General features: G+C 67.5%; 12 protein-coding genes. 7 read left to right on the top strand and 5 right to left on the bottom strand.

Annotated elements, in window-relative coordinates:
• The 4 genes from G4Z14_RS03850 to G4Z14_RS03835 all read left to right on the top strand — a co-directional run bounded on the left by G4Z14_RS03850 (nucleotide 1) and on the right by G4Z14_RS03835 (nucleotide 4,459).
• Nucleotides 1–2,934 (top strand): helicase-related protein, encoded by a 2,934-nt coding sequence (locus G4Z14_RS03850; RefSeq protein WP_164623414.1) that lies wholly within the window; start codon nucleotides 1–3, stop codon nucleotides 2,932–2,934.
• Nucleotides 2,935–3,252, top strand: coding sequence for an RNA-binding S4 domain-containing protein (locus tag G4Z14_RS03845; RefSeq protein WP_164623413.1), 318 nt, complete (start codon nucleotides 2,935–2,937; stop codon nucleotides 3,250–3,252). It begins immediately after the preceding gene.
• 69 nt (nucleotides 3,253–3,321) lie between these two features.
• Nucleotides 3,322–3,660, top strand: coding sequence for a ferredoxin FdxA (gene fdxA / locus G4Z14_RS03840; RefSeq protein ID WP_164623412.1), 339 nt, complete (start codon nucleotides 3,322–3,324; stop codon nucleotides 3,658–3,660).
• Between the two features lie 289 nt (nucleotides 3,661–3,949).
• Nucleotides 3,950–4,459, top strand: a complete 510-nt coding sequence (locus tag G4Z14_RS03835) for a CarD family transcriptional regulator (protein ID WP_164623411.1) — start codon at nucleotides 3,950–3,952, stop codon at nucleotides 4,457–4,459.
• 48 nt (nucleotides 4,460–4,507) lie between these two features.
• Here G4Z14_RS03835 and G4Z14_RS03830 read toward each other — a convergent pair whose 3' ends face one another.
• The gene (locus tag G4Z14_RS03830) at nucleotides 4,508–5,266 is read right to left on the bottom strand and encodes an adenosylcobinamide-GDP ribazoletransferase (protein ID WP_164623410.1); all 759 of its coding nucleotides are present in this window, start codon (nucleotides 5,264–5,266) and stop codon (nucleotides 4,508–4,510) included.
• A 70-nt stretch (nucleotides 5,267–5,336) separates the two neighbouring features.
• Here G4Z14_RS03830 and cobT point away from each other — a divergent pair, with 70 nt between their 5' ends.
• Nucleotides 5,337–6,344, top strand: coding sequence for a nicotinate-nucleotide--dimethylbenzimidazole phosphoribosyltransferase (gene cobT / locus G4Z14_RS03825; protein WP_164623409.1), 1,008 nt, complete (start codon nucleotides 5,337–5,339; stop codon nucleotides 6,342–6,344).
• Here cobT and G4Z14_RS03820 read toward each other — a convergent pair.
• Together G4Z14_RS03820 and G4Z14_RS03815 are read right to left on the bottom strand one after the other, a co-directional pair.
• Nucleotides 6,296–8,296, bottom strand: coding sequence for a cation:proton antiporter domain-containing protein (locus tag G4Z14_RS03820; protein ID WP_164623408.1), 2,001 nt, complete (start codon nucleotides 8,294–8,296; stop codon nucleotides 6,296–6,298). The genes cobT and G4Z14_RS03820 overlap by 49 nt on opposite strands.
• Nucleotides 8,297–8,317: 21 nt before the next feature.
• Nucleotides 8,318–8,773, bottom strand: coding sequence for an Lrp/AsnC family transcriptional regulator (locus G4Z14_RS03815; protein ID WP_164623407.1), 456 nt, complete (start codon nucleotides 8,771–8,773; stop codon nucleotides 8,318–8,320).
• 131 nt (nucleotides 8,774–8,904) lie between these two features.
• Between G4Z14_RS03815 and hppD the strand changes: the two genes are divergently transcribed.
• Entirely contained in the window at nucleotides 8,905–9,999 is a 1,095-nt protein-coding gene (gene hppD, locus G4Z14_RS03810; protein WP_164623406.1) for a 4-hydroxyphenylpyruvate dioxygenase, read from the top strand.
• 55 nt (nucleotides 10,000–10,054) lie between these two features.
• On the opposite strand, the gene G4Z14_RS03805 is transcribed toward hppD, so the two are convergent.
• Nucleotides 10,055–13,039 carry a hypothetical protein gene (locus G4Z14_RS03805; RefSeq protein ID WP_164623405.1) on the bottom strand — a complete coding sequence of 995 codons (2,985 nt, stop codon included), beginning with the start codon at nucleotides 13,037–13,039 and terminating at the stop codon, nucleotides 10,055–10,057.
• A 277-nt stretch (nucleotides 13,040–13,316) separates the two neighbouring features.
• On the opposite strand from G4Z14_RS03805, the gene G4Z14_RS03800 reads away from it, so the two are divergent.
• Entirely contained in the window at nucleotides 13,317–14,003 is a 687-nt protein-coding gene (locus G4Z14_RS03800) for an SIMPL domain-containing protein (protein WP_164623404.1), read from the top strand.
• 120 nt (nucleotides 14,004–14,123) lie between these two features.
• Here G4Z14_RS03800 and G4Z14_RS03795 read toward each other — a convergent pair whose 3' ends face one another.
• Nucleotides 14,124–15,413, bottom strand: coding sequence for an O-acetylhomoserine aminocarboxypropyltransferase/cysteine synthase family protein (locus G4Z14_RS03795; protein WP_164623403.1), 1,290 nt, complete (start codon nucleotides 15,411–15,413; stop codon nucleotides 14,124–14,126).
• Nucleotides 15,414–15,427 lie beyond the last annotated feature (14 nt).

Below are 15,427 nucleotides of genomic sequence, written 5' to 3'. Positions count from 1 at the left end.
ATGGACGCCCGCGCCCGGGTCACGGCGGTCCTTGGGCCGACCAATACCGGCAAGACCCACTACGCCATCGACCGCATGCTGGCGCACCGGACGGGGGTGATCGGCCTGCCGCTGCGGCTTCTGGCGCGCGAGGTCTATGACCGCATCGTCGCCTTGCGCGGCCCGTCAGTGGTGGGGCTGGTGACGGGCGAAGAGCGCATCGTGCCCGACCGCTGCCAGTACTGGGTCTGCACGGTGGAGGCGATGCCGGTCGACATCGGCGCCGATTTCGTGGCGGTGGACGAGATCCAGCTTTGCGCCGACCCCGACCGCGGCCATGTCTTCACCGACCGGCTTCTCCGGGCGCGGGGGCTGCATGAGACGCTGTTTCTCGGCGCCGAAACCATGCGCGGGGCGATTGCGGCGCTGGTGCCGGGGGTGACGTTCCTCAAACGCGAGCGGTTTTCGGAACTGACCTATACCGGCTCGAAAAAGATCAGCCGGATGCCGGAACGCTCGGCCATCGTCGGGTTCTCGGTGGAAAATGTCTATGCCATCGCCGAGCTGATCCGCCGCACCAAGGGCGGCTGCGCGGTGGTGATGGGGGCGCTTTCGCCGCGCACCCGCAACGCACAGGTGGCTTTGTATCAGAACGGCGACGTCGATTACCTCGTGGCCACCGACGCCATCGGCATGGGGCTGAACCTCGACATCAGGCACATCGCATTTTCCGCCACCGCCAAGTTTGACGGCCACCGGATGCGCCAGCTTTACCCGCAGGAACTGGCGCAGATTGCCGGCCGGGCCGGGCGGCATACCGAGAACGGCACCTTCGGCGTGACCGGCGAGGCGCGGCCCTTTGATGAAGAGGTGATCGAGGCGATCGAAAGCCACCGCTTCGATCCGGTCCGCAAGCTGCACTGGCGCAATCCTGACCTTGATTTCGGCACGGCGGAAAAGCTGATTGCCAGCCTTGAACGCCATACCCATGACCCCTGGCTGACCCGCGCCCGCGATGCCGATGACGTGCTGGCGCTCAAGGCGCTGGCCGCGATGCCCGAGGTGCAGCACAAGCTGACCGGGCCGAAGCGGGTGCAGCTTTTGTGGGATGTCTGCCGCATCCCCGATTTCCGCAATGCCGGCGGCGGCGATCACAGCAGTCTGCTGGCCCGGATTTTCGATTTTCTGGTCGGGCGCGGCATCGGTGGCGGAAAACTGCCGTCGGAATGGCTGAAAAAGGCCATCGAGCGCATCGACAAACCCGGCGGCGACATTGACACCATCTCGAAACGGCTGGCCTATATCCGCACCTGGACCTATGTGGCCCAGCGAAAAGGCTGGGTTGAAGACGAAAGCCATTGGCGCGAGGAAACCCGCGCTGTAGAAGACCGCCTGTCAGATGCGCTGCACGCAGCCCTGACCCAACGATTTGTTGATCGCCGCACCAGCGTTCTGATGCGGCGGTTGAAGCAGAAGGAGACCCTCGTGGCCGAGGTGAATGACAAAGGCGAAGTGACGGTCGAAGGCGAATTTGCCGGCCGTCTTGAGGGGTTCCGCTTTCAACAGGACGCATCCGCCAGCCCCGATCAGGCGCGGGTGCTGCGCACCGCCGCCCTGCAGGCGCTGCGGCCGGAATTCCACCTGCGGGCGGACCGGTTCTACAACGCCCCCGATACCGAGATGGATTTCACCGAACAGGGTGGCCTGATGTGGGGTACCTTTGCGGTCGGCAAGCTCGTCAAGGGCGGCGAGATCACCAAGCCGACGGTCGAGGCCTTTGTCGATGACGAAGCCGGCGAGGAGGTGGTCGAGAAGGTCCGCCGCCGCCTGCAGCATTTCATCGACCGCAAGGTGACGACCCAGTTCGAGCCGCTTCTCGCCCTTGGCCGCGACGAAACCCTGCAGGGGCTGGCCAAGGGCTTTGCCTATCGTCTGGCCGAAGGGCTGGGCGTCATCGACCGCGGCGCGATTGCCGCCGAGGTGAAGGAGCTGGATCAGGACGCCCGCAGCGCGCTGCGCAAGCATGGCGTGCGCTTTGGCCAGTATACGGTGTTCCAGCCCGCACTGCTGAAGCCGGCGCCGACCCGGTTGCGGCTGGTGCTGTGGTCCTTGTGGAACGGGCTTGGGGAATTCCCCGAAAGCCCGCCGCCGGGCCTTGTCACCATCCCGAACATCGCCGAGGTGCCGAAGGCGCATTACACGCTGGCCGGCTATCACCCGGCGGGCAGCCGCGCGATCCGCATCGACATGCTGGAACGGCTGGCCGACATCCTGCGGCAAAAGGATTCGAAAGCCGGGTTCGAGGCTGCGCCCGACATGCTGTCGATCACCGGCATGACGCTGGAGCAATTCGCCGACCTGATGGGGGGCCTCGGCTACAAGGCCGACAAGGCCGAGCGGGTGAAGGTCAAGGCCGCGCCGGTGCTGGTGCCGGTCGAGGTGGATCCGAACGCCCCGGTGAACCCGATCACCGAGGAGGAATCGGCCTTTGTCCGGGTGGAAGAGCCCGCTCCGGAGACCGAGGCCGCGGCGCCCGAGATGGAAAGCTTCTACACCTTCACCTGGGCACCGAAGCCGCGCTTCCAGCGGCCTGAACGTGGCCCCCGTCCAGAAGGGCAGGGCCGCGGTCCGCGCCGCGACGGCGACGCCCCGCAGGGCGAAGCCCGTGGCGACCGCAAGCCGCGCGGCGACCGCGGCCCCCGCAAAGATGGGGATGCGCCGCAGGGCGACCGACCCCAAGGCGACCGTCCCCAGGGCGAGCGCCGCCATGGCAAGCCCGGCGGCAAGCCGCAGGGCGAGCGTGGAGATCGCGGTGATCGGGGCGACCGCAAGGGCGGCAAGCCGAACCGCGACGAGCGGCAGAAGTCTTTCGAGGCCCGCCCGCCGCGGCCCGAAAAGCCGATCGATCCCGACAACCCCTTTGCCGCGCTGATGGCGCTCAAGGGCAAGCTCTGATTGGCGGGGCCTTCGGGCAGACCTGACCCCGGCGTCCAGCCGAAGCTTCGGCTGGACAAATGGCTGTTTCATGCCCGCTTCTTCAAATCGCGTGAGCTGGCGCAGGACTGCGTCGAAGAGGGCCATCTGCGCATCAACGCGCAACGCTGCCTGAAACCCGGTCACGGGCTGGCGGTGGGCGATGTGCTGACCTTTCCGCAGGGCGGCCGCATCCGCGTCGTGCGGGTGCTGGCGCTGTCGGACCGCCGCGGCCCCGCGACCGAGGCGCAGGCGCTTTATATCGATCTCGATGCGCCGGGGCAGGACGCCAGCCTGTGACCGAACGGGCGCTTGAATGATCCCGCCCGCTGGCATAAACAGCGGCCAAGCAACCAAACGGGGTGTGCCATGACCTATGTCGTGACCGACAATTGCATCGCCTGCAAATACACCGACTGCGTCGAGGTCTGTCCGGTGGACTGCTTCTACGAGGGTGAGAATACGCTGGTGATTCACCCCGACGAATGCATCGACTGCGGCGTTTGCGAACCCGAATGCCCCGCCGACGCCATTCGCCCGGATACCGAGCCGGATATGGACAAATGGGTGACGTTCAACCGCAAGTACGCCCAGCTCTGGCCGGTCATCACCACCAAGCGCGATCCGCTGCCGGGCTATGAGGAGCGTGACGGCGAGTCCGGCAAGCTGGAGAAGTATTTCTCCGAGGAGCCGGGGCAGGGCGGCTGATGCTGCGTTCGCAGCATTGATTCGTGTCGATGCCGTTCACGAATCGGGCATTGTCGTAAAAAGACGCTGATTTCAAAGGCTTCCGGGGGCTTCCCCCGAGAATCGCCGCAGTTGGAATCAGCGTATTTTTGTGTTATACAATGTTCACAAACAACACGGATGCCTGTCTGCGCCTCAGGTCTGCTCGCCCTGAGACGGTATTCCTGTCGCGTGATGTCCTGCATCCGGGTTTTCTTGGATCGGATGGCATGTTGCCGGAACTGGCTTTTTGCTTAGGAAGCACCCAAGAATGACCAAATCGAAGAAGCCCGATTTCCGCCCGAACGAGTTCGTGGTGTACCCCGCGCATGGCGTGGGCAAGATCATGTCGATCGAGGAACAGGAAATCGCCGGTATCCATCTGGAACTGTTCGTGATTTCCTTTGAAAAGGACAAGATGACCCTGCGGGTTCCCACCCACAAGGCCACCGAGATCGGCATGCGCGCGCTCTCGGCCCCCGATGTCGTGACCAAGGCCCTGGATACGCTGAAGGGCAAGGCCAAGGTCAAGCGCGCGATGTGGTCGCGCCGGGCGCAGGAATATGAACAGAAGATCAACTCGGGCGACCTGATGGCGATTGCCGAGGTGGTCCGCGACCTGCACCGCAACGACGACCAGCGCGAGCAGTCCTATTCCGAGCGTCAGCTTTACGAAGCGGCGCTGGAGCGTCTGACCCGCGAAGTCGCCGCCGTCTCGGGCGTCGATGAGGCGGGCGCGCAGCGCAAGGTCGGCGATGTGCTGACCAGCCGCGCCGCCTGATCTTTCCCGGACCTTGAGCTTGAACGGCGGCCCCTTGGCCGCCGTTCTTCATTTCAGGAACGAGGTTGCCGCCGCCAGCGCCGCGATCTCGGCGATGACCTGCGCCGCGCCCAGCACATCGCCGGTCTGTCCGCCGATCTTGGCGCGGGCCACCATGGCCAGCGCCGCGACCATGATCCCGGCCACCAGTGCCAGCGCCAGCACCGCCCAGCCCGCGACGATCAAGCCCAGAGCCAGCGCCAGCGCGCTGCCCGCCAGCGCCTGCGGCAGCGGCGGCCGGCCATGCCCCGCCGACAGCCCGCCCGCCCGGGCATTGGGCAGGGCCGCCATCACCAGCCCCATCGCCGCTCGCGACAAGAGCGCCGGGGCCAGCGCCAGCCCCCAGGCGCCTGCGCTCATCAACGCGGCGAGCGCCGACCAGCGCATCAGCAGCGCCAGCGTCAGGGCGATGCCGCCATAGCTGCCGATCCGGCTGTCCTTCATGATCTCCAGCCGCCGGGCCTTGTCGTGGCCGCCCCAGAACCCGTCGGCGCAATCGGCCAGCCCGTCCTCGTGCAGGCCGCCGGTCAGCGCGGCCTGCAGCGCGATGACCGCTGCCGCCGCCACCCCCACCGACACGCCCGCCGCCTGCAGCCCCGCGCCGACCGCCAGCGCCAGCCCCGTCGTCACCAGCCCGACCAGTGGCCAGGCCCAGACGCCCTCGGGGCGGGGGGCGGTGAACGGCACGGGGATCCGGGTCAAAAGCCCGAAGCCTGCCACTATGTCGCAGGCATAAAGCCGAAGGGGGTCGCGGATGGGGGCGGTCATGTCTTTTCCGGTCTGGCCAAGAGGTCATGCAAGCGCTAGCCAAGTGGCGACCGACGATCAAGGATTTCCCATGCCCGCCTTCACCTCGCTTGCCGAATTCGCCGCCCTTCTCCGCAACGCCCCCGCCGCCGATGCCGCCGCGCATCAGGCCGCGTCGGACCGCAACGGCCAGCTGACCAAGCCGCCCGGCGCGCTGGGGCGGCTGGAGGATCTGGCACTTTGGGTCGCCTCGTGGCAGGGCAACGGCCGCCCGGCGATCAGCGCGCCGCAAGTGCTGATCTTTGCCGGCAACCACGGCGTCTGCGCCCAAGGCGTTTCGGCCTTTCCGGCGGAAGTCACCGTGCAGATGGTGGCAAACTTCCAGCACGGCGGCGCGGCGATCAACCAGCTCTCCAAGGCCTTCGGCGCCACGATGGCGGTGCATGCGCTGGAACTGGACCGGCCCACCGGAGACTTCACCGAAACCGCGGCGATGACCGAGGCCGAGACGGTCGCGGCGCTGCAGACCGGCTGGAATGCCGTCGATCCCAAGGCCGACCTGCTGGTGGTCGGCGAAATGGGCATCGGCAACACCACGGTCGCGGCGGCTCTGGCGGCGGCGCTGCTGGGCGGGACCGGGGCGGAATGGGTTGGCCGCGGCACCGGGGTCGACAATGCCGGGCTTGCGCGCAAGGCCAAGGTGGTGGACGCGGGGCTTGCCCGCCACGGCTCGCGCGATCCGATGCAGGTTCTGGCCAACCTTGGCGGGCGCGAGATTGCCGCCATGGCCGGCGCCATGGCGCGGGCGCGGGTGGCGCGCATTCCGCTGATCCTTGACGGCTTCATCGCCTGCTCGGCAGGTCTGGTGCTGCATGCGGTGACGCCTGCGGCGCTGGATCATGCGGTGGCGGGCCACCTGTCGGCCGAAGGCGCGCATGGCCGGCTTCTGGCCGCCTTGGGCAAGGAGCCGCTTCTGTCGCTGGGCCTGCGGCTGGGCGAAGGGTCGGGCGCGGCGCTGGCGATCGGCGTGGTCAAGGCCGCCGTCGCCTGTCACTCGGGCATGGCGACCTTTGCCGAAGCCGGGGTTTCCGAGGGCTGATCCAGCTCCGGCTCCACCGGCGGCGGATGGCCGCCGGGGCCATGCTGCGGGCCGGTCTCCTCGGCCGCCATCGGGCGCACGTCGTAAAGCACGTCGATCAGCGCGGTTTCCAGATCGGCATCCAGCTGGCGGGCGCGGGCGACATAGGCGGCATTCTCGTGAATCGGCTGGCCGGGCTTCCAGACCTGGGCCAGATCGCGCATCGCGGCGCGGTCGATGCGCCAGTAGGCCTGCGAAAGCTTGGCTGCCTCGTACTCCGAAAACCCCATGTTTTCCAGAACATAGCGCCCCGCCCGCACGCTTGAGTCAAAGGTCTCGCGCACGGTGTCATTGGCGCCGGCCTGATAAAGCTCATAGACATGCACCCGGTCCACCGCGCGGGCGACGATGTGGATATCGGGCCGCACCTGCCGGGCATAGCGCACGATGTTCGAGGCATTGTGCCGGTCATCCACCGCCACCACCAGCACCTGCGCCTCCGCAAGGCCCGCGGCCTGCAACAGTTCAGGCCGCGAGGGGTCGCCGAAGAAGCCCTTCACGCCGAACCGCCGCATGGTCTCGATGGTCTGCATGTCGCTGTCCAGAACCACGGTCGAGATGCCGGAGGTTCGCACCAGCCGGTTCACCACCTGCCCGAAGCGCCCGATCCCGGCGATGATGACGCGGCCCGTCTCGTCGATCTGGTCGGGCGCGCGGTCGGGCGGGCGGCGGGCGAAGCGGCGGGCCAGCTGTTCCTGGGTGATGAACAGGAGCGGCGTCAGCAGCATCGACAGGCTGATGACCAGAAGCGCCATCTGGCCGGCCGCCAGCGGCAGCGCGCCTTCGGTGCGGGCGAAGGAGACGATCAGAAAGCCGAACTCGCCCGCCTGCGCCAGCCCCAGCGAGAACAGCCAGCGGTCCTGCCCGCGCAGCTTGAACGCGAGCGCAAGGCCGAACAGCACCACGGCCTTGACCGCGATCAGCCCCAGCGTCAGGCCCAGCACCACGAAAGGCTCGCGCGCCAGCATGGCAAAGTTGATGCCGACGCCGACGGTCATGAAAAAGAGGCCCAGCAGCAGGCCCTTGAACGGCTTCAGGTCGGCCTCCAGCTGGTGACGGAACTCGGAGTTGGCCAGCACGACGCCCGCGACAAAGGTGCCAAGCGCCGGGGAAAGCCCCACCAGCATCATCACGAAGGCGATGCCCAGCACCATCAGGAGCGAGATGAAGGTCGACATCTCGGGCAGTTTGGCGGCGTGGACAAAGCGGAAGATCGGGCGCGACAGATAGTGGCCGGCCAGCACGATCACCGCGACGGTGGCCAGCATCAGCGCCGTGGCGGCCCAGCCCGGCAGGGTTTGCAGCAATGTCACAAGGGGCTCGGCGGCGCTTTCAGCCTGTGCGGCGGCGTCTTCGGGGTTGGTCACGCCGATGACGCTGGCGTCGATCGCATCGGTTTCCGGCAGGGCCAGCAGCGGGATCGCCGCCAGCATCGGAATGACCGCGATGTCCTGCGTCAGCAGCACGGAAAACGCCGACCGCCCGCCCGGCGTCCGCATCAGGCTTTTCTCCGACAGGGTCTGCAGCACGATGGCGGTGGAGGACAGCGCCCCGAGCATGCCGCAGATCACCGCGACCGACAGGCTGGTGCCGAGCGCCAGCAACCCGCCGCCAAGCGCCAGACCGGTCAACACCACCTGCGCGCCGCCAAGACCCAGAAGCTTGTGGCGCATGTCCCACAGCGTGCGCGGCTCCAGTTCCAGCCCGATCAGGAACAGCATCAGCACCACGCCGAATTCGGCGAAATGCTGCAGGTCGGCCGTTTCGGCCCCGGCCAGTCCGAAGATCGGTCCCAGAAGGATGCCCGCCGCCAGATAGCCCAGCACCGAGCCAAGCCCCACGCGCACCGCCAAGGGCACCACGAGAACCGCGGTGCCCAGATAGAGCGAAGCTTGCAGAAGGAAATTTTCCATGGGAACTCGGCTTGGCAGCAGTCAAATGGGCAGGGGAGCGTCGGCTTTCAGCTGATCCATGACGATCTGGCTTTGCACGCGGGCAACGGCGGGGTGGGGCAGAAGGCGGTCGTGGATCAGCCGGTTCAGCCCCGGCAGATCGGCGCACCAGACCCGCAAGAGGTAATCGGCCTCGCCGGTCAGGGTCCAGGCGCTGATGACCTCGGGCAGGGTGGCGATCAGGCTGGCGAAACTGCGGGCCGGCTCGGGGTCATGGCGCGAGAACTGCACCTGCACGAAAGCCTGCACCGTCAGCCCGACGCGGGCCGGATCCAGCCGCGCGGCATAGCCGGTGACATAGCCCTCGGCCTCAAGCCGTTGGCGGCGGCGGGCGGCCTGACTGGGTGACAGGTTCAGGGCCTCGCCCAGATCCTGCGCCGTCAGCATGGCATTGGCCTGCAAGAGCGCAAGCAATCGGGAATCAGTGGCGTCCAGCATGCGGATTTGTCGCGCGTTGTTGGGATTGGATGCGATGATCGCGCGTCATGCCCGCTGGTTCAAGCCAAGAACGCGCAAAATCCGCATCACATCTGCGCTATTCTTGGGTCAACGCAACAGGGAGGTTCACCATGGGCCCGTTTCCACATTCCGCACCGAAAGCCAGCATCGGCGCCGCCAATCCGGCCGGCACCGATGGCTTCGAATTCGTCGAATTCGCCCACCCCGAACCGCAGGAACTGCGCGACCTTTTCGGTCGCATGGGGTTCGAGCTGGCTGCCCGCCACAAGAGCCGCGACATCGAGCTGTGGCAGCAGGGCGACATCACCTATATCCTGAACAACGATCCCGAAAGCCATGCCGCGCGCTTTGTCGCCGAGCACGGGCCCTGCGCCCCTTCGATGGGCTGGCGGATGGTCGATGCCGGCCATGCCCTTGCCCATGCCACTACCAAGGGCGCGACGGAGTATCAGGGCGCGGACAAGGTGCTGGACGTGCCGGCGATTGTCGGGATCGGCGGCAGCCTGATCTATTTCGTCGACCAGTATGGCGAGGGCCGCCACCCCTATGCCGAGTTTGACTTCATCCAACCGATGAAGCCCAAGGGCGTGGGGTTCCACTATCTCGACCACCTGACCCACAATGTCCACAAGGGCAACATGGACACCTGGTTCGACTTCTACAGCGGCATCTTCGGCTTCAGGCAGATCCGCTTCTTCGACATCGAAGGCAAGTTCACCGGGCTTTACAGCCGGGCGCTGACCTCGCCTTGCGGTCGCATCCGCATTCCGGTGAACGAGGATCGCGGCGAGACCGGGCAGATCGTGGAATACCTCAAGCGCTACAAGGGCGAGGGCATCCAGCACATCGCGGTCGGCTGCGACGACATCTATGCCGCCACCGACGAAATCGCGGCACGCGGGCTGAAGTTCATGCCCAAACCGCCGATGACCTATTACGAGCTGTCGAAAACCCGGGTGGTCGGCCATGAGGAGCCGATCGACCGGCTGGCCAAGCACGGCATCCTGATCGACGGCGAAGGCGTGGTGGACGGCGGCGAGACCCGCATCCTGTTGCAGATCTTCTCGAAAACCGTGATCGGGCCGATCTTCTTCGAATTCATCCAGCGCAAGGGCGATGACGGGTTCGGTGAGGGCAACTTCAAGGCGCTCTTCGAATCGATCGAGCAGGACCAGATCGAACGCGGCGTGATCGCGGCGCATTGACGCCGCTTCGTCGGGCTGGCGCCCGCTCTTCGGCTGATGCCGGCTGGCGGGCGCTTCAGCCTTTCGGCAGGGCCAATGTCACCAGCCGAGAGCCCTTCTGATAGCGCACCTCGCTGGCGGTGATCGCCTGCACCCGCCCGCCGTCGATGCTGTCGCCGATCGTCACCTTCTTGTAGCGGCCGCCCGACGTGCGGATCATCGCATAGCGGTTGGACGGCGTGCCGTAGACGCCGATCAGCGCGGTCTTGTCCAGCGCAAGGGCATTCTTGAACGTCGCCTGCTTGGCAAGCGAGCCATTCTGCGTGCCGGAAGGAACCGCGGCCTCGGCCTCGGGTTCGTCATCGGCTTCGACTTCGGTCTTTGCGTCCTTGCCGCGCGGCACGGATTTCGACGAGGCTTTCTTCGCCGCGCCGGTCTCTTCGATTTCGGGTCGCGGTTCGGGCGATATGGCCGGCACCAGCGAGGCGCTTTGCTCCGGTTCGGGCTGCGGCTCGGCCTCGGGTTGCGGGTCAGGGGCGCGGATGGCGGCGGCGACGGCGGCTTCGACCGCGCGGCTCAGATCCTCGGGGCGCGCGGCGGGGCGACGGCTGATGGCGATGGCAAGCTGGCTGGCCGGGGCAAGACCGGCGGCGGTTTCGGCCTGTGCCGCGAGGCTGGCCGCCGAAGCGGCGGCGGCGGCGCGGGCGGCTTCACCGGCAACGAGAACCGCCTCGGGGCGCGCCAGCGGGCGCTTGCCGGCGAGGCGGTTGTCGTTGACGATGGGGGCGGCGCTGTCTTCGTTCAGTTCCACCGGGGGCGGGCTGAGACCCTCGGGGCGGGCCTTCGGCCGGAACCCGGCAAGCGCCGGATCGGCAAAAACCGGCTCGATTGCGCCTTCGGCGGTCTCGGCGGCGGGGGGGGCGGTTGCGTCGGGGGTGATGACTGGCACCAGCCCTTCGGGGCGCGGTTTCGGCAGCAGCGGCGGCTTGCCGGCAACAAGGCGAACGCCCTCGGGCGTGACGATGCCTTCGGGCGTCGGGACGATCAGGCCTTTGGTGTCGAACTGGTAGACCGTGCCGAAGGGCGGCGGCGGGGCCTGTGCCAGCGGCAGCGGATCGCCCTGGGTCACGGCCTCGGGCGGGCTGAGCGGCGCAGGCGCGGCGGGCGCCTGATCCTTGGCGGCAAGCACGATCTCATCGCCTGCCGGCCCGGGCGAGGCCGCCGGTTCGCCGTCCGGGGCCGGGTCAACGGCGGCAAGTCCGGGCGGGATCTCGTCTTTGGCCGTGGCGGGGATGGGGGCGGTGGTGTCCGCGGCGGCGCTGTCGACCGCCGCCGGGCCATCGGCCAGCGCCTCGGGGTCTTCGCCATCCGCCAGCATCTCGTCCTCGGGCAGGGGCAGCTCTGCTGCCGAAACCTGCACCTCCGCGCCCTCATCCGAGCGGAAGGCGAGGCTGGTCGACCAGGCCGCGATCACGGCCAGAACCAGCAGCAGCAGCGCGGTCAGGATCAGCCCGAGATGGCGCGGCTTGCCGCGCACGGGCACCCGGCGGGCGCCAAGACCCTTTTCAAGGGTCTGCGGTCTGGCCGTCGTCGCCGCGGTGCGGGGCGAAACGGGGGCTTCGGCAGGCGCGGGCGCGGCGGTCGGCCCAGTCGCAACAGGCCCAGTCGCAACAGGCCCAGTCACAACAGGCCCTGCCACCGCATCCCCCGTCACAGCCGGCCCTGCCATGGCGGGCCGCGCCACGGCAGGCCGCATTGCGGGCGCGTCCGGCGCGACCACCGGGGGCGGTTGCTGCTTCCTGCGGGAACCGCCCGGCAGCCCCGGTGCGGTCACGAAGGCCCCAAGCCCCCGCAAGCCCTTGCTTTCCTTGGGGGGCGACAGGTTGACCGCCGTCGGGCGATCCACCATCGGACGTTCGGCCTTGGGGGCCGGGGGCTGCGGAGCGGGCTTGGCCGCAGCCGGTCGCGCCACAGTTGGCCGCGGAGGGGCCGCAAGTTTCGGGGCGTGGCCATGGCCGGGGTCGGCCGAGGCGCGACGGCTGGCAAAGCCCATCGACGGGCTGAAACCCGGCAGCGGCGGCAGATCATCGGGCACGGCCGGCTTTGCCGCAACCGGGGGCGCGGGCGTGTCCTCGTCCTCGACATCCAGCGCCATCGGGGCCTCGTCTGCGGGGGTCTCGTCGGCGGGGGCCGCGATGTCTTCGGGCAGGTCATCAACCAGATCCGCCGGCAGCGGGGCTGCAGGGCCGGCCTGCGTTACGCCGCGGAATGCCTCCGACGGGCCGGTCGCGTCAGGGATGGAGTCATTATCGGCAAGGTCGAAGCTCGGGGCATGCAGTGGCGCGGCGGGCGGCTCTGGCGGGTCTTCGCTCGGAGGCTCCTGTTCCGGTAGATGGTCGGAGGCGTCAAAGGCGGCATCGGGCCGGCCGGGTTCGACAGGCGCGACGGCGGCGGCGGCCGCCACCGGCTCGGCCAGGATCCCGGACGCGGCCGGCTTCGCGGCCTCGTCGCTCTGGCTGCGGGCAAGGATCTCGACCTGTGCGCCATCGCGTTCGACCCTCTCGCCGGGGGCAAGCAGATCGACGGCCTGCGCGGTCGGCCCGAACCAGGGTTCGGCGCTGAACCCTTCGGCGGGCGCGGCGACAAAGGCGACCGGGTTGAACCGGTGTTCACTGGCAAAGGCCTCGGCCTCGGCCAGCGTGTCGCGCGCGATCACGGCGACGCGCACTTCGCCGCCGACGACTTCCCAGTCAAAGGCCAGATCGGCGACCGCATAGGGCGTCCGCCCCTCCAGCGCGCTGCGGATCTGGGCAAGGCGCGTCGCCTCGTCCGGCCCCGGCGCCTCTACCGTGGTCAGCAGGATCTGGTCATCGGGCAGAACCAGCTTGGTCGCCAGCCCCCGCGGGCTGAGGCCAAGCGCGGTCGAGCGCAGGTAACCAAGGGCCGCGGGCAGGTCGGGGTCGTCAACAGTGACACTGCCCACCAGATGCCAGCCGCCCGTCGTGCGGTGCAGCAGGGCGATGGCGTCGTTGCGGAAGTCTAGGGCAAAAGCTGGTTTCATTCCACGCATCTAGCATAAGGGACCGGCCCGCGAAAACGCGCGCGAGCGCTTTGGCGCCTTCCTACAGCAGCTTTTTGCCGAAAGAAAGAAAAGCCGGCAGGAATTGCCGGAACTTCGGGCAAAGCCGGCAATTTCGCTCGCCTGTGCGGCGCGGCGGGTCGGGGTATCGCGGCCCCGTCGCCCCGGGCGCCGATTTTGTGAAATTCCCCCCAAGGAATGCCTTGCGGCGCGCGTTCCAGAGATACACCTGTGACGTGCAACCCTATGGAGGTTTTTCATGCGCGCATTTCAAATTCTGGCCCTGTCCACCGCTCTTGCCCTGCCGCTTGCCGCCCCGGCCCTTGCCGAAGCCACCATCACCGTCACCGGCGAAGCAAGCATTGCCGCCACGCCCGACATGGCGACCGTCTCTCTGGGTGTGACCACCGAAGGCGCGACGGCGGCCGAGGCGATGGCGGCGAATTCCAAGGCACTGGCCGCGGTGATCGAGCGGCTGCAGGGCGCGGGCATTGCGGAAACCGATCTGCAGACTGCGAACCTGTCGCTCAATCCGAACTGGACCGGCTATGACAGCGGCGCCGCGCCGCAGATCGCGAATTACATGGCGATGAACATGCTGAATGTGCGGGTGCGCGATCTGGCAAACCTTGGCTCGGTGCTGGATGCCTCGATCGCCGACGGGGCCAACACCTTGAACGGCATCACTTTTGAGCTGGCGGCGCCGCGCCCGGTGCAGGATGAGGCACGCCGGGCCGCCATGGGAGACGCCACCGCCAAGGCCACGCTTTATGCCGAAGCCGCAGGGGTGACGCTGGGCAAGATCGCGTCGATTGCCGAGGTGCAGAACTACGGCGGGCCGATGCCGGTGTTCATGGAGGCCAAGGCCGCCTCGCCAGTGCCGGTCGCCGCAGGCCAGATCGCGCTGCAGGCGCAGGTGACGGTGACCTACGAGATCGCCGAGTAACCGCCTCTCGTCGAGCCCGTCGGGCACTCCTCGCAGGCTGACCCCGACGAGTGCCCGAAGGGCTCGAGGAGGTGCGGCGAGGGCAGCAGGGGCCGCCCCGAAGGGCGGCCCTTTTTCCTGTCAGGCCAAGGCCTTGGTCATCGCCTGATCCAGATCGGCGATGATGTCCTCGACGTTCTCGATCCCGATCGACAGCCGCACCACATTCGGCGAGGCTCCGGCCGCCACCTGTTGCGCTTCCGACAATTGCCGGTGGGTGGTGGAGGCCGAATGGATGATGAGGCTGCGGGTGTCGCCCAGATTGGCCACATGCGAAAACAGCTTCACATTGTCGATCAGCTTGACGCAGGCGTCATAGCCACCCTTCAGCGCGAAGGTGAACAGCGCGCCGGCGCCTTTCGGCACGATCTTCTTCGCCCGCTTCTGGTAGGGCGAGGATTTCAGCCCGGCATAGGTGACGTAATCCACCCGCGGGTCCTTCTCCAGCCATTCGGCAACCTTGCGGGCGTTCTCGACATGGCGCTCCATCCGGAGGCCAAGGGTTTCGATCCCCATCAGCGTGTAATGCGCGCCCTGCGGGTTCATCGTCATCCCGAGATCGCGCAGGCCGACCGCGATGGAGTGGAAGGTATAGGCCATCGGCCCGAGGGCTGCATGGAAAGTCAGGCCGTGATAGGCGGGTTCGGGTTGGGAAAGCGAGGGGAACTTGTCGTTCTGCGACCAGTCGAACTTGCCCGAATCCACCACGATGCCGCCCGTCACCGTGCCATTGCCGGTCAGGTATTTCGTCGCCGAATGCACCACCAGCGTCGCGCCCATCTCGATCGGCTTGCACAGCCACGGCGTTGCGGTGGTGTTGTCGACGATCAGCGGAATGCCCTTGCGGTCGGCGATCTTGGCCAGCGCCGGAATGTCGGTGACATAGCCGCCCGGATTGGCGATGGTTTCGCAGAAAATCGCACGGGTGTTCTTGTCGACGGCCTTCGATACCGCGCCAAGATCGTCGGTGTCGACGAATTTCGCCGACCAGCCAAAGCGCTTGATGGTCTGGCTGAACTGGGTGATCGTTCCGCCATAAAGCCTTGAGGACGCAACGATATTCTTGCCCGGCCCCATCAGCGGGAACAGCGCCATGATCTGCGCGGCGTGGCCGGACGAGCATGCGATCCCCCCCGCGCCGCCTTCCAGCGCGGTCACGCGGTTGGCCAGCGCCGAGACGGTGGGGTTGGTCAGCCGCGAATAGATCCAGCCCACTTCCTGCAGGTTGAAAAGTTTCGCTGCGTGGTCGGCATCGCGAAAGACATAGGCGGTGGTCTGGTAGATCGGCACCTGCCGCGCGCCGGTTGCCGGGTCAGGGGCGGCGCCCGCGTGAATGGCGAGCGTGTCAAAGCCCATGGGTCTGTCGGTCATCTTGTCCTCCGCAA

This window comes from Tabrizicola oligotrophica (assembly GCF_011008935.1).
GTDB lineage: Bacteria > Pseudomonadota > Alphaproteobacteria > Rhodobacterales > Rhodobacteraceae > Tabrizicola_A > Tabrizicola_A oligotrophica.
This window is presented reverse-complemented; position numbering and strand designations above follow the sequence as displayed.